We start from the raw sequence: 22188 nt of genomic DNA, 5'->3' as shown, positions 1-22188 counted from the left end.
AATCTTAGGTCAATTTGCCTAGTTACGCGTCTACGATAGCTGCTATTCTTGCCGCTCGGGTGTATACTCTCGCCCCATTATCACTAACTATTTGCTTAACTGGAATTGTCATACTATGCAGCAAGTTGTCGAATTTGTCGGAAATAACCCTATCATTTCATTCGCTTGGGTAGGTTTGTTCGGTGCCGTTATTTACAGTTTTATTCAACCAATGTTGTCAAAAGTGACTTCAGTGGGTAATCACGAAGCGACCTTGCTTATCAATAAACAAGACGCCGTAGTGGTTGATGTTCGTACTAACGATGAATACAAAAAAGGGTATATTGCGGGCGCACGTCACATTCCTTTAACTCAAATACAGGCTAATAACTTCAAGCCTATTGAAAATTTAAAGGGCAGCCCCATTATCGTTGTATGTGAAACAGGGATGCGTTCTGGCTCAGCGGCAAATACGCTAGTTAAAGGTGGTTTTGAGCAAGTGTATAACTTACGCGGCGGCATGACCGACTGGAAATCTGCAAACCTACCGATCACTAAGAAATAAGATCGCGCTTTGATTGCTAACGCTTAGCAATTAGACAATTTTAAAACACAGTATTAAAGGTATTTATCATGGCTGAAGCAGCAACCACAGAAGCACCACAAGTAGAATTTGCAATTCAACGTATCTACACCAAAGACATCTCTTTCGAGACGCCTAACTCTCCTCAAGTTTTCCAACTAGAATGGAAACCAGAAGTGAAAGTTGACCTAGATACTACTAGCAACAAACTTGCTGATAACGTATTTGAAGTAGTGCTTACGCTTACAGTTACTGCAAAAGTAGAAGACAAAACAGCATTCTTATGTGAAGTTCATCAAGGTGGTATTTTCACCCTAGGTAATATGCCAGAGCCGCAACTTGCTCACGCAATTAACGCCTACTGCCCGAACATTTTGTTCCCTTACGCTCGTGAAGCGGTATCTAATTTAGTTAACCGAGGTTCATTCCCACAAATTAACCTTGCACCAGTTAACTTTGATGCCTTGTTTGCTAACTACGTACAACAGCAAGCTGAGCAGCAACAAGCGGCTAAAGCTGACGCTTAATGACTAACTCAAAGGCGACTATGACCGTATTGGGCGCTGGCTCATACGGTACTGCTTTGGCGATTGCCATTGCCCGTAATGGACAACGTACCGTGTTATGGGGTCATGAGCCTGAACATGTGGCTGCACTTAATGCAGCCCGTGAAAACCAAGATTTTCTACCCGGTATTACCTTTCCTGATAGTCTCGAGTTAGAGGCTGATTTAGCGACGGCCGTTGCCCAAAGCGACAACTTATTAGTGGTGGTGCCTAGCTTTGCTTTTGCTGACATTATGCGTCAAATAAAGCCCATGCTGAGTGCCGAGTCGCGTGTAGCTTGGGCAACCAAAGGTTTAGAGGCAAATACTGGGCACTTGCTTTCAGAAGTAGCGGTTGAAGTGCTTGGCGAGCAACGCTCGTTAGCGGTTATTTCAGGGCCTACATTTGCTAAAGAATTAGCCGCAGGTTTACCTACGGCCATTTCGGCATCTTCATCAGATACTGACTTTGTTAGCTACTTGGCTGAAGTAATGCGCTGTGAACGTAGCTTTAGAGTGTATACCAACAACGATATTGTTGGCGTGCAACTGGGCGGCGCAGTGAAAAACGTGATTGCGATAGGTGCAGGATTGGCCGACGGCTTAGGTTTTGGCGCAAATGCACGCACCGCTTTAATTACCCGTGGTTTACGCGAAATGGCGCGTTTGGGTAAAGCCTTAGGTGCTGAAGCTGAGACTTTCAAAGGTATGGCTGGTTTGGGTGACTTGGTACTCACTTGTACTGATAACCAAAGCCGAAACCGCCGATTTGGTCTTGCACTAGGTGCCGGTAAATCACTTGAGCAAGCAGAAGCGGATATTGGTCAGGTGGTAGAAGGTTACCGCAATACCAAAGAAGTGTATTTGCTCGCGCAACGGGTTGGTGTAGAAATGCCAATCGTTGAGCAGGTTTATCAGGTGCTTTATAAAGCTAAATCGCCAAAGCAAGCAGCGATGGATCTTTTAGCGCGTGACCAGCGCGAAGAATAGCTTGGTTTAAGTTAATTACTGACACAAAAAAGCCTATCAATAGATAGGCTTTTTATTTCGCTAGCATCTACTTAACGATAAGCGCAGCTAGTAGTAAGAGTGCTCACCTGCTTGGTGCTCTGTTACGTCTCTCACCCCGGTTAACTCACCTGGGAAAGCTTCAAGCAATTGCTTTTCAATGCCTTCTTTCAGGGTTACGTCAACCATGCTACAGCCGTTACAGCCGCCGCCAAATTGCAGTACAACCACACCTTCTTCAGTGAGTTCCATTACGCTAACTTTACCGCCATGTGAGGCAAGGTTAGGGTTTACTTGGCTTTCGATAACGTATTCAACACGTTCGATAAGTGGTGCGTCATCTTCAACTTTACGCATTTTAGCGTTTGGTGCTTTAAGGGTAAGTTGCGAGCCCACTTTATCGGTGACAAAATCGATTTCCGCTTCATCTAAAAAGGGCGCGCTTGCGGTATCTACCATGGCTTTAAAGCCATCAAATTGCAGTGCAGTATCGTCGTCTTCAACCGATTCTGGTGGGCAGTAAGATACGCCACACTCTGCACTAGGGGTACCTGGGTTTACCACAAATACACGAATGTGGGTGCCTTCAGGCTGTTGTTCTAGCAGCTTAACAAAGTGTTGTTGAGCCGTTTCTGAGATCGATACCATCTGCTTCCTCGATACCTGACTAAATTACTAAGGTTTATTGTACGGCTTTTTTGTGAGCTCTGCTAGTGTTGCTGGCTGGCGATTTTTTATGTTTAGGTTTATCGGTTCGGGCAATTGCCCAAACATCGACTTGTTCGGCCCCCGCTTGCTTGAGCATCTTGGCTATCACGTTGGCAGTGCTGCCAGTGGTCACCACGTCATCTACTAATACCCAATGTTTAAATTGGATTTTGTTTTTAAGGCTAAAACTGGCGGCTAAAGCATGCTGGCGTTGTTGCCGATTAAGACTTGCTTGGCTTATACCATAGTGTTTACGTACTAGCGGTGTGCACATCGGTTTATTTAGTTGCTTAGCAACACTGCTGGCGAGCAATTCACTTTGATTAAAGCCTCGTCGCCATTTTTTTAACCAATGTAGAGGCACTGGTAAAAAAGCTTCAGGCAATCCTGAGCTTTGTTGCTTGGCGTGATTCAACAGTAGCCGACTTAAGGGTTTTGCTAGGTATTGTTGTTTGCCGTATTTGTAGGCTTTGATGACAGGTTCAAGCGGCCATTGGTAATCATTTAAACAAATGACTTGGTCGAAGTGGGGCGGCTCTGTTTGGCATTCTCCGCAAATACCTGGTTCTGCCAAGGGCAAATAACAGGTTTGGCAACGTTCACCATGCTGCCCACGTAATATGGCGTAGCAGCTCGAGCAACAAGCTTGCCTAGTGTTTTTACATTGTAAGCAAAAAACACATTGGGTTGATTGCAGCAACGGATGGTTTAAAGCCTTGGAAAAACTGGTTAACATTGGCTCCCCTTATAAACAAGTAGTTAAGTGTAGATGAGCAAATTGCATTTTGAGCGGCAAGGCAGTGGGCCAGCGTTAATTCTTATTCACGGTTGGGGTTTAAACGGCGCTGTTTGGCAGCCTGTGAGTGAATTATTGAGTCAGCACTTTACCGTTTATCGTTTTGATTTACCGGGTTTTGGCCACTCTACAGCTATCGAAACCTTAAGCCTTGAGGGAATGGCACAAGCTATTGCAAAACAAGTACCGGAAAAAGCACTGTGGCTGGGCTGGTCGTTAGGCGGCTTAGTGGCAAAACATGCCGCTATTCATTTGCCTGAGCATGTTGCCGGCTTGATTACCGTTGCCAGTTCCGCCCACTTTGTCGCGGGGGAAGATTGGCCGGGCATTCAAGACAAGGTGCTAAGCGGTTTTGCTCTAGGGTTGCAGCAAGACTTTAATAAAACGCTACAACAGTTTTTGGCTATTCAAGCCATGGGCAGCGCTCACGCTAAGCAAGATATCAAACAATTGCGTGACCTGTTGGCCGATAAACCTTTGCCTAAGTTAGACGCCTTGCAGCAAGGTTTAGCCTTACTGCAGAGCCAAGACTTACGAGCGCAAGTTGCTCAAATAAACATGCCATGGTTACAACTTTATGGGCGCAGTGACGCTTTAGTACCAAAAGCCGCTATGGAGCAACATGCCGCATTACATAGTGAGGCTCAGCAGTACCAATTTGAAAGCTCATCACATGCTCCATTCATCTCTGAAAAAGTTTTGTTTGCAGATAAGATTATCGAGTTTGGGCAGTCAGTAGTGGTGTAAAAGTGTACGATTTGCTAAAATTAGCTTTAATCATAGGTGGCTTTTTGCGGATTTAGTTGGAGGGCATATGCAAGTTGGAGCAGCGAACAGCGGTTATCAAATTATTGCTAACGCAAATCAACAAGTTAGCGAAAGTGCCCAAACCTTGGCTGAGGTCGCAGCAAAGCGGGAACCTCAGCAAAATGAAGTGGTAGATGCGCTAGTCAGTTTGAGCCAAGCCGAACTTTACGCCAAAGCGGGCGCTAAAGTGATTCAAACAGAATCAAAAATGTTAGGTACTTTATTGGATATAGAGGCCTAATATGAATATCAATGTTAGCTTACCTAATGTGTTCCCCAATACGCTTTCGCCGCCCACAGATGCGGCGCGCCGCGACAACCAGTTGCGCCAAGTTATTGCCCAACCTAAAGAAGTTGCTAGTTTTGCCAAAGAGCCAGAGGTAGGCGCAGAAAAAGATCGCTCTAAACCACAAGTTACTGCTCAATACCCACAAGTTCAAGAACAGCAAAACGCTAAAATTAGCGAGCGAGAAACTCAGCAAGGTCGCGAGCAACAGGGTGATCAGCAAGGTAAACAGGGCGATCAAGCCAAAGACGGTGAGCAAGCGGGGTCGGGTCAATCAGGATCAGAGCAGCCAAGCGCCAGGCAAAAAAGTCAAAATGAACTTAGCGAAGGCGAACAAAAGAAGGTTGATGAGCTCAGTTCTCGTGACCGTGAAGTGAGAACCCATGAAGCTCAACACCAAGCTGTGGGTGGCCAATACGCCAGCGCCGCTTCTTTTGAGCTAGAGCGTGGCCCTGATGGTAAACAATATGCGGTAGGTGGCGAGGTATCAATTGATGTCAGTGAGATTCCTGATGATCCTCAAGCAACCATTGCTAAAATGGAACAAGTTCAGCGCGCAGCCTTAGCGCCAGCAGAGCCGTCGAGTCAAGATAGGCAAGTTGCCGCACAAGCTCAACAAAAGGCCGCTGAAGCGCAGCAAGAGCTTAACCATAGCCAACCTCCTGGCTTGTTAGCCTCGGACGAACAACCGTCGGCATTTGAAACAGGTTTAAGTCCAACCGTTGAAGAGCGACAGTCTGCACAAGCTCTGCAACAACAAAATGCGCAAGTCTTGCAGCAACGTTACCCCGACATTGCGCAACAAATGGCGCAACGCAATGACCACATTCAGCAGCGTTATGCTAGTGCTGCAGCCTTTCGGCCGCAGTCTCAGTTAAGTTTACAAGCTTAAACCAAGTAAGCGTAAGTCTACTTAGTCTTCCCATGTTACTTTTTAGCCTTAGCCTTTTGGCCGCAGTCTCAATTACGTTTGCCAGCTTAAGCCAAGTAAATGCAAGCCTACTTGGCATTCTCCCTGTTACTTTTTAGCTTTAGCAAAGGCATCTGCAAAGGCACTATTAATAGGCGCTGTTTTTTGTGGTTTAGCTTCGTGCCTAGGTGTTGCTCTACTGGTGGTTGCTTGCTTAGGTTTTCCCTGATGGGGATTTCTGGGCTTGTTGTTATTTGCTGCAGTTTGAGGAATGTCTTCATCCAAACGCATGCTAAGGGCAATGCGTTTTCGCTGTGGCTCTACTTCCAGTACTTTCACTTTTACAATATCACCGGCTTTTACGACTTGGTGAGGGTCTTTTACAAAGTGATTGGCAAGACAAGAAATATGCACCAAACCGTCTTGATGCACGCCTACATCAACAAAAGCGCCAAAGTTAGTCACGTTGGTCACCACGCCTTCTAGCAACATTGCAGGCTTTAAGTCACCGATGGTATTCACACCTTCTTTAAAGTTAGCCGTGGCAAACTCTGGGCGTGGATCGCGGCCGGGTTTTTTCAGCTCAGCGATAATGTCGGTTACGGTCGGCAAACCAAATTTATCGTTAGTGAACTGTTTTGGGTCTAAGTTACTTAAGCGCTCGTTATTGGCAATTAATTGGCTTACTTGGCACTGGCTGTGTTTGGCTATCGCTTCAACCACCGGGTAGGCTTCGGGGTGCACAGCTGAGCCATCTAAGGCATTTTTTGCTTGATGGATACGCAAGAACCCGGCGGCTTGTTCAAAGGCCTTAGGCCCTAAACGCGCTACTTTTTTAATGGCTGCGCGCGATTTAAACGCTCCATTTTCATCACGATAAGCCACAATGTTTTGCGCGATGGTGGTGTTTAGCCCTGCCACAAAACTGAGTAAAGGTGCCGATGCCATATTGATATCAACACCCACTGCGTTTACACAGTCTTCTACTACGCTATCCAGTTGCTGCGATAGTTTGCTTTGGCTTACGTCGTGTTGGTATTGACCAACACCAATGGCTTTGGGTTCAATTTTTACCAACTCAGCGAGAGGGTCTTGTAGGCGGCGAGCAATAGATACCGCGCCACGAATCGATACATCTAAATCAGGAAATTCCAAAGCGGCTAGTTCTGAAGCCGAATACACCGACGCACCCGCTTCACTTACCATTACTTTTTGAATACCTCGCGGAGGTAACATGTTAATGAGGTCTGCGGCTAGTTTGTCGGTTTCACGAGAAGCCGTACCATTACCCACACTGATCAGTTTTACATCATACTTAGTAACTAAACTGGCCAAGGTTTTTAGCGAGTCTTGCCACTGATTACGTGGCGCGTGAGGGTAAATAGTGTCGTAGGCCAGCATTTTTCCGGTAGCGTCTACTACGGCGACTTTCACACCAGTGCGTAAGCCGGGGTCTAAACCTAAGGTCGCTTTAGCGCCAGCAGGGGCGGCCATTAGTAAGTCGTTTAGATTTCGAGAAAATACCGTGATGGCATCATCTTCGCCGTGTTCACGAATTTGGTTGAGTAGCTCAGTATCTAGCTGTAATTTTAGTTTTACTCGCCATGTCCATTGCACTACAGACGCCAACCAACGATCACTGGCAACACCCTTGGGATTGAGTTGTACGTAGTCTCGAATAATTTGCTCTGCTGGGTGGCTTAAGGCCTCGTCTTGTTCGACTTCAACGCTAAGGTTTAGGATACCTTCATTACGGCCTCGAAGAATCGCTAAAGCGCGATGCGATGGAATTTTGCCTATCGCTTCTTGGTAATCAAAGTAGTCTTGAAATTTTTGGCCGTTTTGTTGCTGGCCTTCTATTACCTCGGCTTTAACCACGGCGTTCTGCTGCAGAAACACTCGTAAGCTGGCAAGTAAAGGCGCTTGAATAGCAAAGCGTTCCATTAGTATGAACTTTGCGCCATCTAATACCGCTTTACTATCGGCAAAGCCAGCCTCTACATTGATATACTTTTCAGCTAAAGATTCCGGCGCGGTATCGGGCTGTAGAAGCAAAGCCTCGGCTAAAGGCTCTATGCCTGCTTCAATGGCTATTTGACCTTTAGTGCGGCGCTTTTTCTTGTAAGGCAGGTATAAATCTTCTAATTCGGTTTTGCTGGTCGCGGCATTAATGGCTTGCTCAAGTTGTGGAGTCAATTTGTCTTGTTCGGTAATTGACTTAAGAATGCTGATTTTGCGTAGCTGCATTTCTCGCAAGTAACTTAAACGCTGCTCTAGCAAACGCAGTTGCCCGTCATCGAGTCCGCCAGTGGCTTCTTTTCGGTAGCGGGCAATAAAAGGTACTGTAGAGCCTTCGTCGAGCAGTGCAATAGCAGCGCTAACTTGCTGTGCATTAGCATTAATATCTATGGCAATTTGTGGTTCAATATTTGACATGTGCTTGCTTATCTCAAGACGCCGCATCCTACGGCGGTGGTGGCACTATCTTATTCAGTTATTGTGTGGCTTCAAGAAGAAATTAACTGTTTAAAAAGTTAATAATGTGAAAACAATTTCACAACGTGAGTTTTTTTTCATAACTGGTTCATAGATATGTTTGGTTGCATCCATTTGGTCATGGATATGTGAGCTCAAGCCTTAAATAAACAAAGTTTACTGATTACAGTGATAGTGATTTTAATGCCTCAGTTCAAGGAGAGCGAAATGAGCGCGAGCAGAAAGCCCCTATTCAGTTTAAACGTTAGTTCTTTAAGCCAAGGACTCATCTTGGCGAGTTTAGTTAGTACCTCAGCCCATTCAGCGGGTGATGAAATGTTGCAAAATGCAGCGTTTGGCGGTGGCACCAATGGTTGGTGGTCTACTGGCGCAGAGCTTGTTATTAAAGATGGCGAAGCCTGTATGGATATTAAACGTGCCGGGTCTAACCCATGGGATGTTATTTTAGGTCAGCGTGGTTTTGGTTTGGAGGAGGGCGAAAGCTATTCGATTGATTTTACCGCCCGAGCCAATAAAAACACTGCCTTTACTACGCTTATTCAACATGAAGGTGCACCTTACACTCAATACTTCAATCAAGCTATTGAGGTATCTACCGAGCCAAAAGCCTTTAGCTTTACGTTTACTCAAGAGGTTTCCAGTGATGCGAAAACAGAGTTTCAATTTCAGTTAGGCGCTCAGCAAGAAGCCAATGTCTGCTTTAGTAACATTTCGGTGAAGGGGAAATCCTTTGTCATTGTGAACAATATTCCTAAGGTACGACTTAATCAGTTGGGCTTCTTTCCAACATCTGAGAAGTTTGCTGTTATTAACAGTGACTCGCAGCAACCTATTTTTTGGCAGTTGAAAGACGCCAAAGGGGAAGTACTGGCGAACGGTAAAACGCGAGTATTTGGTGAAAATAAAAGCTCTGGCGAGAATGTGCATCGTGCAGACTTCAGCCGAATCAACACGCCACAAACAGGCTTAACCTTGGAAGCTGCCGGCCAGTCTAGCCATCCTTTCAGCATTACCGAAGACTTGTACGGTAAATTGAAACATGATGCATTAGGGTATTTTTACCAAAACCGCAGTGGTATTGAGGTTAAAGCTGATTTTGTACAACGAGCTAATCTAGCGCGTCCGGCGGGTCACCCCTCAGATGTAGTGAGCTGTTTTGATAAAGCCGATGACAAAGGAAATCAATGGCCAGGTTGTGATTTTGATATGGACTTAACCGGTGGTTGGTATGATGCTGGTGACCATGGTAAATACGTGGTGAATGGCGGTATTAGTACCTGGACCTTAATGAATCTTTACGAGCGTTCATTATGGATTGATGGCGCGCCAGAGCCCTTTGCTGATGGCAAACAAGCCATTCCAGAAGCTGGTAATGGAGTGAATGACCTCTTGGATGAAGCTCGCTGGAACATGGAATTCATGTTGGCAATGCAAATTCCTGAAGGCAAAAAAGTATTTGTGCCGGTCGGTAACCAGCAAGATAATTTAAGTGCCTTAAAGCTGACTGAAATTGATGCCTCAGGATTAGCCTTTCATAAAGTGGCCGATGAAAAGTGGACCGGCATGCCGCTACCTCCCCATAAAGATACTCAAAAGCGTTATGTTGGCCAGCCAAGTACAGCAGCCACACTTAACTTAGCGGCTACCGCTGCCCAGTGTGCGCGTATATGGAAAGAGATTGATGCTGATTTTTCTGCGGAGTGCTCAACTGCCGCTAGCCGCGCATGGCAAGCCGCAGCTAAGCACCCAGAAGTGTACGCTTACGATAACTTTACCGGTTCAGGCCCATATGGCGACACGGAATTAGCCGATGAGTTTTACTGGGCAGCCGCCGAGTTATTCATTAGCACTGGCGAAGCTCAGTATCTAGAAGCCCTAAAAGCATCGCCTGCTTTCTTAGCGGCTCCTCTAGGAGATGAAACCGCTAAAGGTGATTTGTTCTGGCAGGATTTAAGCTCGGCCGGTACTTTAAGCCTTGCGCTCGTGCCAAGCAAATTAGATGAGGCCACCCGTGATAAGGCACGCGCTAAGATCATTGCTACAGCCGACGGTTATTCGGCGCAATTGGCAAAAGAGGGTTACCACATTCCCTATACTGCCGAACAATACCCTTGGGGATCTAACTCCAATTTAGTGAACCGTGGCATATTCTTAACTTATGCTGCAGATTACAGTGGTGACAGCAAGTATATGCAAGCTTTAGTGCATGCCATGGACTACATTCTAGGGCGTAATCCTTTGGATCAGTCTTACATTACTGGCTACGGCAGTAACCCACTAAAAAATCCTCACCATCGTTTTTGGGCGCATCAAGCTGATGAAAACTCGCCAAAACCTGCTCCAGGAGCATTGTCGGGTGGACCAAACTCTATTAGCTTTAGTGACCCTGTTGCGGCCGGTATGAAAGGTAAATGTATTGGCCAAACGTGTTTTGTTGACGAAATCGGTGCTTGGACATTGAACGAAATTACCATCAACTGGAATGCACCATTAGTCTGGGCAAGTAGTGTGTTAGATGAGCACCGCTTAGCGAAATAAGCTCAATAAAAGCAAGTAACTAGGCCAACCTAAGGTTGGCCTTTATTTATCTTTTACTAAAGCAAATGCTTTAACTAAGCGCTGGTGTGTTCAGATAATGTGATCTGCGACGTCGTTTTGGGGCTCAAATTCATTCAAAGCAAGTTCTTAGCTAAGTAGACGTATATAGTGGGGCAGGAATTTTGTCTCTTTGGTATACCACCATATGACCTGGCAAAGAGGAGATAAAATGCAAACTCGGGTTAGTTGTCAGAGAATAACAGTGAAAGATAAAAGCAAATTGGAACAACGCTCTACAGTATATGACGTTGCAGCGTTAGCGGGCGTTTCGCCGAGTACCGTGTCTCGGTTTATGAACCAGACTACCTATGTGTCTGATGCTAAACGTAAACAAATTCAAGCGGCTATGGTTGAACTAGGTTACAAGCCTGGCCAGCAAACAGGTGCCAGTGCTAGCAGCCGCACCATGACGATTGGGGTATTGGTACAACATCCAGATAGCCCATTTTATGCCTCTATTTTGCGCGGTATAGAAGAAGTATTACTGGCTCAAGGTTACTCACATATTATTGTTACAGGGCACTGGAATACCGAAGAAGAAACTGAGTCGATGCAACTATTACTGTCGCGTTCGGTAGACGGTATTATTATTGTTACAGGTGGTTTGAGTGATGATCAGGTGCTTGAGTTTTCTAAGAAGCGCCCAATTGTGGCCCTGGGCCGTGAACTTGAAGCAGCACGCTTACGTTCAATCAAAATTGAAAATTCGGTGGGCGCTTACATGGCCACCAATCACCTGATTCAATTAGGCCATCGAGAAATTGTTCATATTAAAGGTAATGCCGATCATCCTGATGCTCAACAGCGTTACGAAGGTTATTGCCAAGCGATGGAACATGCAGGTTTGCCAGTTAAATTGCAGCTGGTGGAGCAGGGTGACTTTACCGAGCAATCTGGATTTGATGCTGTGCAGCGTTTATTGGCCAACAAGCGCCAGTTTAGTGCAATTTTTGCCGCCAACGATTTAACCGCCTACGGTGCTATGCAAGCCTTGTATCAAGCTAAGCGCCCTGTGCCAGAACGTGTTTCTGTGATTGGTTTTGATGATGTGCCAAGTTCGGCGTTTTTCATTCCGCCTTTAACCACGGTTCGCCAACCTATTTTTGATACTGGTTATGCCGCAGCGCTAGCCATATTGGATATGTTAAATGGCGGAGCCAATCAACAATTTAGGTTACCGCCTGTGGAATTAGTGAAACGCGAAACCACTCAAGCCCACATCATGTAACAAACTCTTGCCGTTACCCTGCCTAAGTCGTTTATAATTACCGGCTTAGGCAGAGACTATAAAACACCATGAAAACCAACTTAATTACCCGCGCCGGCTGGCACAAATTAGACAAAGAACTTAAATACTTATGGAAGGTAAAACGACCAGAAGTCACCCAAGCTGTTTCGGAAGCCGCTGCGCTTGGCGATCGCTCAGAAAATGCCGAGTATAAAGAAGGTAAACGCGAGTTACGCCGTATCGACTCTCGGCTGCGTTTTTTAAACAAACGTCTCGACGCATTAGAGATTGTTGATCATTATCCACAGCAAATTGGCAAAGTGTTTTTTGGCGCATGGGTCGAATTAGAAAACGACGATGCTAACGTGGTGCGCTACCGTATTGTTGGCACCGACGAAATAGACCCTAAGTTGGGTTACATCACTATCGACTCCCCCATGGCTCGCGCTCTAATTGGTAAGCAAGTAGACGATGATGTGTTTGTAAAAACGCCTGAAGGCACCAAAGAGTGGTGGATTAATCATATTCGTTACACGCCTTTTGACAGAGAATAAATGAGTAAATCGTTACCACTTCTCCCTCTGCTAGGGTTTTATTTACACATTAGTGTTGGATAAATCATAGATATCTACCCTTAAGCACTGATTTACTTAATGTTGAAAATATTTCATCTAAAGCTAAGTACAACATGAATAGCGTTGACTTCATTAGCCATCTCTTTAGTATCTAGCGGTATAGACGTCTAAAAGTCTTTAACGGAGAAGGTCAATGGGATTTCATAACGCGCAACAAATCGAAACACTGAATCAAAGCTTAAGCGAGCTTAACCGCGATATTAACGTGTCCTTTGAGTTCTTTCCGCCTACCACAGAAACGATGGAGCAAACGCTTTGGTCGTCTATTGAGCGTTTACAAACCTTAAAACCAAAGTTTGTATCCGTGACTTATGGCGCCAACTCGGGAACACGAGATCGCACTCATAAGGTGATTAAAGCCATTAAAGATCGTACCGGTTTAGCGGCGGCGCCGCACTTAACCTGCATTGATTCGACGCCCGATGAGTTACGCCAAATTGCCCGTGATTACTGGAACAGTGGTATTAAAGATATTGTTGCCTTACGGGGAGATTTGCCAGAAGGTTCGGCTAAACCGCAAATGTACGCGAGCGATTTGGTGGCGCTACTTAAAGAAGAAGCTGACTTTGATATTTCGGTGGCGGCCTACCCAGAGGTTCACCCAGAAGCAAAAAGTGCTCAAGCCGATTTGCTTGCGCTTAAACGTAAAATGGACGCGGGCGCTAATCGCGCGATTACTCAGTTTTTCTTCGACGTTGAAAGCTATTTACGCTTTCGAGATCGCTGCGCGGCCATAGGCATTGAAGGCGAAATTGTACCGGGAATTTTGCCGGTATCGAATTACAAAACTCTGAAAAAGTTTGCTTCGTTTGCCAATGTAAAAGTACCTAGTTGGCTACATGGACAGTTTGCAGGTTTAGATAACGACCAAACAACCCGTAACCTAGTGGGAGCGAGTGTTGCCATTGAGATGGTGAAAGTATTGTCTCGCGAAGGAGTGAAAGACTTCCACTTCTACACGCTTAACCGCTCGGAGTTGTCTTTCGCCATTTGTCACACCTTAGGTGTTCGCCCGGCTGAAGCCGTACCTGCTTAGTGACTAATACAGCTGAGAGATACCAAGCCTAGCAATGCTAGGCTTTTTTTGTCTGACAGTTAGTCAATAAAAATTGAATATTTCAATGTAAGTTTGTTGTAATTTGTGGGTTAGCCGATAAGGTTGGTTTGAGGAAGGTCGCTTTTTCAAACCAACTCTGAAGTAATGTGTCGATATGATTTTAGATACCTTAGTAATTTAATATATTGATTGTACCCTTTTGCATATCAGGTTCTGCTATCTTGTATTTAACATTATTTTTGTATGTGTTGATAATGTAGCGGCGAATTTTTTCATCCATTCTATGGCCAAAAATTATAGCCTTTACCCAATCAGGGTTTGTTTTGTAAATAGAAAAATTAACGGCTTTTTGAACTTCAAATAGCCTATCCATTTCATGGCTAGCAGTGATCCGGTACTCTTTTTCATAACCCCATTCATCAAGCTTAGTTAGTGTTGCCGCAGAGATTAAATCACGTAGATGCTTTTTGGTGATCAAGCCATAGTTTTCTTTCACTATATTAAGGAGTCTAAATTTGGCTAGTTCGGGCTCATAGCTAACTTTTTCTGCAATTAGTTTGTTTGCATCAAACTCGATACAGAAACCTTGATGATTATTTGCGTAGTGTGACCACATAAGGTTATTGTTGCCTTTGATAGTTACACAATACATCTTGTAATTATCAAATAACTCGTTGATTTGATCGCGATACTTCTTAAAGTTGATCTGACCAATCTTTTTATCAAAGAATGGCTTTGCTTCTCTTCTCTTTTTTACCGATAGTTGTCGTAAAAAACTCTTAACCTCTCTTTTGTCAGGAACTGTGAAGTTTATTCTAGTATCGAATAGGTCATTGAAATCGATGCGAGAAGAAAACTTTGCTTGATGATTAAAGAGATTTAGTAGGGAATACTCCCCTAGCTCTTCTAGCTGGTTTGGGTTATCACACTTAATAATTTTTTCGGGTGAGCTATGAACGGGACAGTACTTATAAAAACTACTGGGTTTCTTTTCTGTTGACATTATCTAATCTTATCCGAACTTATTTTAACCCAATTAAACATTTTACCTTTATGATTAATTATTGGTCAAAGAGCCATTCGATTCTATACGTCTTTAATCGAACCTAGCACACTGCGGGAAGGTTTATATTAGCTTTTTCTTGCTCCCTTCCTTCATTATCGCCAAGTCACTGAGCAACGAAGGATAAAGATAATGCAGGGCGACCTTTCTTTTGGCTTCGTTTTTCTTTGGTCGTCAAAGAAAAATGACGTCGCCGAGAGGCGAAATTTAGTACAACGGCCAAGGGAAAATAGCTACAAGTGGCAAACTTTAAGGCAAAGTGAGAAAAATGCGGGTTTCCCCCAGTTACATCAGCAGCGCATTTACCCCAGAACAAATCAGCCACATGCTAAAGGCGTAATACCAGTTGTTTTTAAGTATTTGTGAAGTGGTGAATTGATAGCGCCCTATCATGGTTAAACCTACTCCTGACAAAGGGCTACTGCCGGTAGAAATCGCCCAAGAGCTAAGGAATAAAAAGCCTAACTGGCTTGGTTCTGGGTTAAGGGGTAATAACAATGGGCTGGCTAAAGAGATACTAATCACTGGATGAATACCAAACATGCAGGCCACAATCATCAGAGCCAATACTACTGCAAAGGTTTGATGTGAAAATTCAATGTTATGTAAGCTCAAGGTTTCAGGATAGGCCAATAACAAGGCTTTAATGCCAGCAGAGAATACCCCCGCCGCTAAAAACAGCACATATTGGCTACCTACGTTAGATAGGCGGTGCGTAATGAACTGCCGAGCGATAATTACCTTCGACTTACCTTTGGCAAAGGTGAGCGCTGCAATAGGCGCTAAACAGGTAATCATCAAAATAATACTGACATCAGGAAAGGCAAAATGTAGCCCGATAACCGTGACCGCCAATACAAAAGGAATGGTTAAACTCTCGCGGCGCAATGGGTAGCCGGCAAAACTGTCTTTATCGCGTAGCGAAACTTCTGCGGTGGTAAAAATAAGTGCAATCAAGGCCATTAAGGCCCCTGGCAATAATACATCTAACCACTGCATGCCTGGCGCGTAGGTAATGGATACTGCGGTGGCAATGAAAAAAGGAGACCACCAGGCAGCCGCACAAAAGCAACGCATAAGTACCTTTTGCTGAGCGTTGGTGAGTTGCTTTTGCTTCGCTAATCGGTCGCCAACAATAAAGATTATCGACAGGTTGATTATAGCGCCAAGCAAGTTCACCCCTAAGGCGGTAGAGGCGATGCTGCGTTTACCGGTGGGTAGTGGGTTTTGCTGGTTTTCTGGATTGGCTAAGGCGAGGAAAGACACCGCACTAAACATGGCTAATAAGGGGAGGTTAATAGACAAAACGTCTATTGGGCTTAGCAAGGTATTTTGGCTAGCGGCGAGCAACAACAAAACAATGCCTATACTTAACAAACAGCCCGCCTGAATGCGTATTGCGCGGCTTAACTGTGGCAAGTACGCCAGTGCCGCCGCCCAAGTCACTACAGTGGCTAAGCCAACGCCTATTACTTCAAAAGCATGCAGTAGATAAAGCAGTAATGAGGCGAGAAATAACCATCCTTTGTATTGTTGCATTGAAGACATCCTAAGGATCAATGAGCGACGCCGTGAAGCCTAGCGGCTTCTTGCTGTAAATAGTTAAATAGAGTGTTAGCTTAGCCTAAGAACAAACAACCCCGCGTAAAGCGGGGTTGTTATTACTCAAGTTTATTACTTAGCCGGTATTACGCATGCCGGCTGCGATACCTGCAATACTCACCATCAAGGCTTGGTCTACAACTGGGCATAGTTCTTCGTTGGCACGAGAACGATTAAGCAGTTCAACCTGCAATACATGTAGAGGATCAATATACGGGTTACGTAAATTAAGCGATTCTACTACCCAAGCTTGATTCGCTAACAAGCGATTATCTGGTGCTAGCGACACAATAGCGGCTTTGGCTGTTTCTAGCTTAGTACGTAGTTTTTCACCAAGTACTTGCAGCTCTGGCTCAACCAAGCGGTCATCATAGATTTTAGATAGCCAAGTATCAGCTTTCATAAATACCATTTCTAACATTGCTAGGCGATTATCAAAGAATGGCCACGCGCGCATCTCGGTTAATAATTCACTCTTACCGTCTTTAATCAAACCTTCGAACGCTGCACCACTGCCTAACCAAGCAGGAAGTAGCAAACGGTTTTGACTCCATGAGAAAATCCATGGAATGGCGCGTAAGCTTTCTACACCACCGTCGGAGCGGCGCTTCGCAGGGCGACTACCTAATGGCAGTTTAGCCAGTTCACGTTCTGGAGTGGCTGCGCGGAAGTAAGGCACAAAATCTTCTTCGCCCCAAACAATGCCACGGTAGGCTTCGCAAGAGGTCTCAGCGATTTGGTCCATCACGCCGCGCCATTCATCCTTTGGCTCCATCGGTGGAACTAAGTTAGCTTCTAGTACCGCACTGGCGTAAAGATTTAAGCTGTCTAAGGCTACTTTTGGTAAACCAAACTTAAAGCGAATCATCTCGCCTTGCTCGGTCACACGTAAGCCACCTTTTAATGAACCCGGAGGTTGCGACAACAGTGCGGCGTGTGCCGGAGCACCACCACGACCAATAGTACCGCCACGACCATGGAACAAGGTTAAACTAATAGAATGGCCTTCGCAGATAGAGACTAGGGCCTCTTGTGCGCGATACTGTGCCCATGAAGCAGCAAGTACGCCAGCATCTTTAGCGGAATCAGAGTAACCAATCATTACATGTTGCTGACCCGAGATATAACCGCGATACCAGTCAATAGATAACAGCTTGCTCATAGTCGCTGGAGCGTTGTTCAAATCGTCTAGCGTTTCGAACAATGGGGCAACAGGTAAACGGAATGGACAACCAGCTTCTTGCAGCAATAGTTGAACCGCCAATACGTCTGATGGCTCACTGGCCATAGAAATAATGTAAATACCTAAGGCTTCGCGTTCTTGCTTGGCAATAACGGCACAGGTATCTAGTACTTCTTGAACCGACTCACTAGGCTCCCAAGCGCGCGGGAATAATGGACGTTTTGAATTCAATTCTTGTAATAAAAAGTGCTGTTTATCGGTTTCGTTCCAATGTGCGTAATCACCCATGCCTAAGTAGCGAGTGATTTCCGAAAATACTTCCTCGTGACGACCGCTATCTTGGCGAATGTCTAAGCGCAGTAAGTTGATACCGAAACAGGCAATACGACGCAGTAAATCTAGCAAGGTACCGTCGGCAATAATGCCCATGCCACAGTCTTGTAGCGAATAGTAACAAAGCTCTAAAGGCTCGCGCAGTTGCTCGGTATTGGTAATAAGGTCACGGGCTTCGGTGTATTGGCCTTTTAATTTAGCCGTTAAGTAGTCGTGAGTTTCTTGCAACTCGCTACGTAATACTTTTAGTAGCGCGCGGTAAGGTTCGCTTTGGTCGCCAGTTTGCTCAAGCAGTGCTTCATTGGCATCGCTCATCGACAATTCGCTAACCAAGGTTTGTATTTCTTTTAAGTACAAATCTACCGCTACCCAGCGGCTAGAAAGCAATACTTCTTCGGTAACATTTGCGGTAACAAAAGGATTACCGTCGCGGTCACCACCCATCCACGAAGAAAATACTACTGGCGCAGCATCGAGTGCCATACGCATGTCAAAGTGTTGGCCTAGTTTGTTGTCCAGCTGGCGAACAAAATCAGGTACGGCATGCCATAAAGAGTTTTCGATTACTGCGAAGCCCCATTTAGCTTCATCTACGGGAGTAGGGCGTTGCTGGCGAATCTCATCAGTATGCCAAGCTTGATTAACCAATTGCTCTAAGCGGCCAAGTAATTGGCTACGTTCTCGGTCAGGCAGATCTAGTTCCAACCAATCTAAGCAATTGTTAATGGCAACGTGTTTGTTAATTAAGGTGCGGCGAGTTACTTCGGTAGGATGAGCAGTAAGTACTAGCTCTATATTCAGTTGCGCTACAGCATGATGAATTTCAGCTTCGCTCAAGTTTTCGCTTTTTAGTTTTTGAAACACCAAGTCGATAGGATCTTGTGCGCAGGTACTGCCTTCGCAATTGCGCGAAATAGTGTGAAACTGTTCGGCAATATTGGCAAGATTCAAAAATTGGCTAAAGGCGCGGGTTACCGGCAGTAGCTCGTCATCACTTAGGTTACGCAATAACTCTAGTAGTTGCTCGCGGGCTTGGTCATCATCATTTCGTGAAGCTTTAGCTAGCTGGCGAATGGTTTCTACTTTTTCTAGAAACGCTTCTCCCATGTGGCTCTTAATGGTGTTGCCAAGTAGTTGTCCGAGTAAGTTAACATTTCCTCGTAACGACCCATTGATTTCTTGAGGCATTGTTTGGCTCATTCTTTTTCCTTCACTTGTGTTTGCTAGCGATTATTGAAATTTTTTTACTAAATCACCCTAGTCCTGATGCAAAAACATACCTAAGACTGGCCATATAGTCAAAATACATGTAATTAAATTACAGTTAACGACGAATCCTTTGCTTAGGATCAAGCGCTTCCCCATAGATTATTGTCGATATTTGTAGAACTGCGACTTTGTTTTCGCTTCTTTTTAGTCGATGTTTATAAAATCAAAGGTAAATAAAAATTCATTTTTATTGCATAAAGAATTGCCTGTGGTATGCTCCGCTTATAGTAGATAAGCACCAAAAAAATTGTGCTTAAAAAAGTGACTTTTTGTTTAATTGGTCAGTAAAATAGCCTCTTACAAAAAACACTATGCCATAAGATTTCAAGGGAACAAGAAACGATGTTAAAGGCTGCGATTGTTGGAGCAAGTGGGTACACCGGTGCAGAGTTAGCGGCTTATGTTAGTCGCCACTCTCAATTAATGCTTGCGGGTTTGTACGTATCAGAGCGTAGCTTAGACGCAGGCAAGGCACTGTCTGCCTTGCACGGTAAATTACGCGGCGTGGTAGATGCGCCGGTACAACCGTTAATTGTTGCTGATATTGCCAATACCTTTGCCGATGTTGACATTGTTTTACTGGCGACCGCACACGAGGTAAGTCACGATTTAGCCGAGGCGTTTTTGGCGGCCGGCTGTCAGGTGTTCGATTTGTCGGGTGCCTTTCGTGTTCAAAGTGCAGAGTTCTACGAAAAATTCTATGGTTTTACTCATCAATTTCCTGAGTTATTAGAAAAAGCCGTATACGGTTTAGCTGAATGGAACGCCGAGCAAATTAAGCAAACCGATTTAGTGGCTGTTGCTGGTTGTTACCCTACCGCCTCTCTTACTGCACTTAAGCCTTTGGCCGAGGCAGGGCTGATTGATGAAAGCAGCAAAGCGATTATTAATGCCACCAGTGGGGTGAGTGGGGCTGGGCGTAAAGCATCTTTAACCAGCTCATTCTGCGAAGTTAGCTTAGCGCCTTACGGCGTATTTAATCATCGTCATCAGCCAGAAATTGCTGCGCACTTAGGTCACCCGGTTATTTTCACTCCTCATCTCGGTAACTTTAAGCGCGGTATTCTAGCCACCATTAATGTTTGCCTAAAAGTGGGAACTACCGAAGAACAAGTTAATGAGGCTTATCAGCAAGCTTACGCCGGACAAAACATTGTGCGTTTGCTAAGCGGTGAGTGGCCATCAATCGCTAAAGTCGAAAGCACGCCATTTATTGATTTAGCTTGGCAGCAACAAGGCGATGACTTAATTGTGGTATCGGCCGAAGACAACTTATTGAAAGGGGCCGCTAGCCAAGCCATTCAATGTTTAAACATTCGTAACGGCTTTGCCGTTAGCGAATCGCTAGTTTAAGGGCTAATTATGAAACCATTAGTGATTAAATTAGGCGGCGCGGTATTGAATAATGCTCAAGCCTTGGATAACTTGTTTGCTGCGCTTCAGCAAGTTTCGCAACCTATTGTATTGGTGCATGGCGGTGGCGTGGTGGTTGAAGACGTATTGGCTAAAACCGGCTTTGTATCAGAAAAGCTAGACGGCTTGCGTATTACCCCAAAAGAACAAATCCCTTATGTGGTTGGTGCCCTTGCAGGTACCAGTAACAAATTGCTATTAGCCCAAGCTTTAAAAGCAGGTTTATCGGCTGTGGGTTTATGTTTAAGTGACGCTGGCAGTTGCAAGGTTGTGCAAATGGACCCACGGTTGGGCCATGTAGGTGAAGCATCACCAAGCAACCCTGCTTTGTTAAGCAGCTTAATCAGCTTAGGCCATGTGCCAGTGTTGAGTTCCATTGGTATTGGTGAAGACGGCGAGTTATATAATGTAAACGCTGACCAAGCGGCTTTAGCTGTGTGCAAACTATTACAAGGCCAATTGGTATTGTTGTCTGACGTTGCTGGCGTGCTTGACCAGAATAAGCGGCTGGTGGCTGAGTTAAATAGCCAATTAGCTGAGAAATTAATTGCCGACGGTGTGATTACCGATGGCATGACGGTAAAAGTGAATGCCGCTTTAGATGCTGCAGCATTTTTGCAAACACCAGTAGCGCTAGCATCATGGAAAGATCCAGCGAAACTGGCCAGCTTGTTAGCTGGACAAACACACAATGGTGAGTCGGTAGGGACTCAGGTTACCGTTTAAGGAAAGAAGATGAGTGATTTTAAACACCTGCTGAGCTTGCAGGACTTAACTCAAGAGCAAATTTTAGGGCTACTGGAATTGGCCGCTAAAATTAAGAAAGCACCAAAAGATTACGGCCAAACCTTGGCCGGGAAAAGTGTGGTAACCCTTTTCGAAAAACCGTCGTTACGTACTCGCGTCACCTTTGATATTGGCATTAACCGCTTAGGCGGCCATGCGGTATACCTAGATCAACAAAACGGTGCCATGGGCGAGCGTGAAAGTGTAAAAGACTTCGCATCAAATATTACTCGCTGGGCCGATGCTATTGTTGCACGCGTGTTTTCGCACAAAACATTACAAACCCTGCGAGATAATTCGTCGGTGCCTATCATCAATTCCCTGTGTGATTTATACCACCCTTGCCAAGGGCTTGCCGATTTTCAAACCATTAGCGAGCAGTACTCAGAGTTAAGCAAAGTGAAGTTAGCTTATTTGGGTGAAGGTAATAACGTCACCCATTCGTTATTATTGGGCGGAGCCATTTTAGGTATGGAGGTCGCAGCTGTGTGCCCACTAGGCGCAAGCCCAGACGCTCAAATCGTACAAAAGGCTAACGAGCTAGCCAAAATCCACGGCGGCAAAATTGTTGTCACCAACAATGTGGAAGATATTAAAGGCTACGATGTGGTTTACGGAGATACTTGGGTATCGATGGGAGACGATACGCCGTTGCAATCTGTAAAAGATAAGTACATGGCTTATCAGATTAACCAGAATTTGATGCAATCATGTGGCATTAACCACGTATTGCACTGCCAACCTGCTCACCGCGAGTTGGAAATTACTTCGGAAGTGATGGATGGGCCTCAGTCGTTGATCTTTGATCAAGCTGAGAACCGCATGCATGCACAAAACGCCGTATTAGTGAGTTTATTAAGTTAGTGGCTATTCAGCTAAAAGCTGAGTTGAACAAGGAATTTTA

The 22188-nt window shown here is 45.1% G+C and carries 19 protein-coding genes; 13 read left to right on the top strand and 6 right to left on the bottom strand.

Going from position 1 to position 22188, the window contains the following annotated elements; all coding sequences use genetic code 11:
* Positions 1-115: 115 nt before the first annotated feature.
* The 3 genes from ACLD71_RS03025 (at position 116) to gpsA (ending at position 2096) form a co-directional block, all read left to right on the top strand.
* The gene (locus tag ACLD71_RS03025) at positions 116-544 is read left to right on the top strand and encodes a rhodanese-like domain-containing protein (protein WP_137673450.1); all 429 of its coding nucleotides are present in this window, start codon (positions 116-118) and stop codon (positions 542-544) included.
* 68 nt (positions 545-612) lie between these two features.
* Positions 613-1089 (top strand): protein-export chaperone SecB, encoded by a 477-nt coding sequence (gene secB, locus ACLD71_RS03020; RefSeq protein WP_137673451.1) that lies wholly within the window; start codon positions 613-615, stop codon positions 1087-1089.
* Positions 1089-2096, top strand: a complete 1008-nt coding sequence (gene gpsA, locus ACLD71_RS03015; RefSeq protein ID WP_137673452.1) for an NAD(P)H-dependent glycerol-3-phosphate dehydrogenase — start codon at positions 1089-1091, stop codon at positions 2094-2096. The genes secB and gpsA overlap by 1 nt, the downstream gene beginning before the upstream one ends.
* 87 nt (positions 2097-2183) lie before the next feature.
* Here the strand turns inward: gpsA and nfuA are convergent, their stop codons facing one another.
* Together nfuA and ACLD71_RS03005 are read right to left on the bottom strand one after the other, a co-directional pair.
* A complete protein-coding gene (nfuA, locus tag ACLD71_RS03010) occupies positions 2184-2762 on the bottom strand; it encodes a Fe-S biogenesis protein NfuA (protein ID WP_137674394.1) in 579 nt (192 codons plus the stop codon).
* Positions 2763-2796: 34 nt separating this feature from the next.
* Positions 2797-3558, bottom strand: coding sequence for a ComF family protein (locus ACLD71_RS03005; protein ID WP_137674393.1), 762 nt, complete (start codon positions 3556-3558; stop codon positions 2797-2799).
* 33 nt (positions 3559-3591) lie between these two features.
* On the opposite strand from ACLD71_RS03005, the gene bioH reads away from it, so the two are divergent.
* From bioH to ACLD71_RS02990, 3 genes are all read left to right on the top strand, one after another.
* The gene (bioH, locus tag ACLD71_RS03000; RefSeq protein ID WP_137674392.1) at positions 3592-4365 is read left to right on the top strand and encodes a pimeloyl-ACP methyl ester esterase BioH; all 774 of its coding nucleotides are present in this window, start codon (positions 3592-3594) and stop codon (positions 4363-4365) included.
* 67 nt (positions 4366-4432) lie between these two features.
* The gene (locus tag ACLD71_RS02995) at positions 4433-4666 is read left to right on the top strand and encodes a flagellar biosynthesis protein FlgE (protein ID WP_137674391.1); all 234 of its coding nucleotides are present in this window, start codon (positions 4433-4435) and stop codon (positions 4664-4666) included.
* A 1-nt stretch (position 4667) separates the two neighbouring features.
* Complete coding sequence (locus ACLD71_RS02990; RefSeq protein WP_137674390.1) at positions 4668-5603, top strand: putative metalloprotease CJM1_0395 family protein; 936 nt, start codon at positions 4668-4670, stop codon at positions 5601-5603.
* A 126-nt stretch (positions 5604-5729) separates the two neighbouring features.
* Here ACLD71_RS02990 and ACLD71_RS02985 read toward each other — a convergent pair whose 3' ends face one another.
* Positions 5730-8057, bottom strand: a complete 2328-nt coding sequence (locus ACLD71_RS02985; protein WP_411992903.1) for a Tex family protein — start codon at positions 8055-8057, stop codon at positions 5730-5732.
* A 267-nt stretch (positions 8058-8324) separates the two neighbouring features.
* On the opposite strand from ACLD71_RS02985, the gene ACLD71_RS02980 reads away from it, so the two are divergent.
* The 4 genes from ACLD71_RS02980 to metF all read left to right on the top strand — a co-directional run bounded on the left by ACLD71_RS02980 (position 8325) and on the right by metF (position 13614).
* Positions 8325-10655, top strand: coding sequence for a glycoside hydrolase family 9 protein (locus ACLD71_RS02980; RefSeq protein ID WP_411992901.1), 2331 nt, complete (start codon positions 8325-8327; stop codon positions 10653-10655).
* 229 nt (positions 10656-10884) lie between these two features.
* A complete protein-coding gene (locus ACLD71_RS02975; protein ID WP_235836245.1) occupies positions 10885-11943 on the top strand; it encodes a substrate-binding domain-containing protein in 1059 nt (352 codons plus the stop codon).
* Between the two features lie 68 nt (positions 11944-12011).
* Positions 12012-12497 (top strand): transcription elongation factor GreB, encoded by a 486-nt coding sequence (gene greB / locus ACLD71_RS02970; protein ID WP_411992899.1) that lies wholly within the window; start codon positions 12012-12014, stop codon positions 12495-12497.
* 214 nt (positions 12498-12711) lie between these two features.
* The gene (metF, locus tag ACLD71_RS02965; protein WP_411992897.1) at positions 12712-13614 is read left to right on the top strand and encodes a methylenetetrahydrofolate reductase; all 903 of its coding nucleotides are present in this window, start codon (positions 12712-12714) and stop codon (positions 13612-13614) included.
* Between the two features lie 190 nt (positions 13615-13804).
* Here the strand turns inward: metF and ACLD71_RS02960 are convergent, their stop codons facing one another.
* From ACLD71_RS02960 to ppc, 3 genes are all read right to left on the bottom strand, one after another.
* Positions 13805-14638 carry a DUF2971 domain-containing protein gene (locus ACLD71_RS02960; RefSeq protein WP_411992895.1) on the bottom strand — a complete coding sequence of 278 codons (834 nt, stop codon included), beginning with the start codon at positions 14636-14638 and terminating at the stop codon, positions 13805-13807.
* Positions 14639-14983: 345 nt separating this feature from the next.
* Positions 14984-16237 carry a hypothetical protein gene (locus ACLD71_RS02955; RefSeq protein ID WP_411992893.1) on the bottom strand — a complete coding sequence of 418 codons (1254 nt, stop codon included), beginning with the start codon at positions 16235-16237 and terminating at the stop codon, positions 14984-14986.
* Between the two features lie 139 nt (positions 16238-16376).
* Positions 16377-19016 carry a phosphoenolpyruvate carboxylase gene (ppc, locus tag ACLD71_RS02950; RefSeq protein ID WP_235836244.1) on the bottom strand — a complete coding sequence of 880 codons (2640 nt, stop codon included), beginning with the start codon at positions 19014-19016 and terminating at the stop codon, positions 16377-16379.
* Between the two features lie 411 nt (positions 19017-19427).
* Between ppc and argC the strand changes: the two genes are divergently transcribed.
* Genes argC through ACLD71_RS02935 form a run of 3 tightly spaced genes read left to right on the top strand, consistent with a single transcriptional unit; the run spans position 19428 to position 22148 of the window.
* Entirely contained in the window at positions 19428-20438 is a 1011-nt protein-coding gene (argC, locus tag ACLD71_RS02945) for an N-acetyl-gamma-glutamyl-phosphate reductase (protein ID WP_137674384.1), read from the top strand.
* A 9-nt stretch (positions 20439-20447) separates the two neighbouring features.
* On the top strand, positions 20448-21224 hold the full coding sequence (gene argB, locus ACLD71_RS02940) for an acetylglutamate kinase (RefSeq protein WP_411992891.1): 777 nt from the start codon (positions 20448-20450) through the stop codon (positions 21222-21224).
* A gap of 9 nt (positions 21225-21233) precedes the next feature.
* Positions 21234-22148 (top strand): ornithine carbamoyltransferase, encoded by a 915-nt coding sequence (locus ACLD71_RS02935; protein ID WP_411992889.1) that lies wholly within the window; start codon positions 21234-21236, stop codon positions 22146-22148.
* Positions 22149-22188: the final 40 nt, after the last annotated feature.

The organism is Agarivorans sp. DSG3-1 (assembly GCF_046774965.1).
Classification (GTDB): Bacteria; Pseudomonadota; Gammaproteobacteria; order Enterobacterales; family Celerinatantimonadaceae; genus Agarivorans.
The sequence above is the reverse complement of the archived record's forward strand: the minus strand, read 5'-3'. Positions and strand labels throughout refer to the sequence as shown.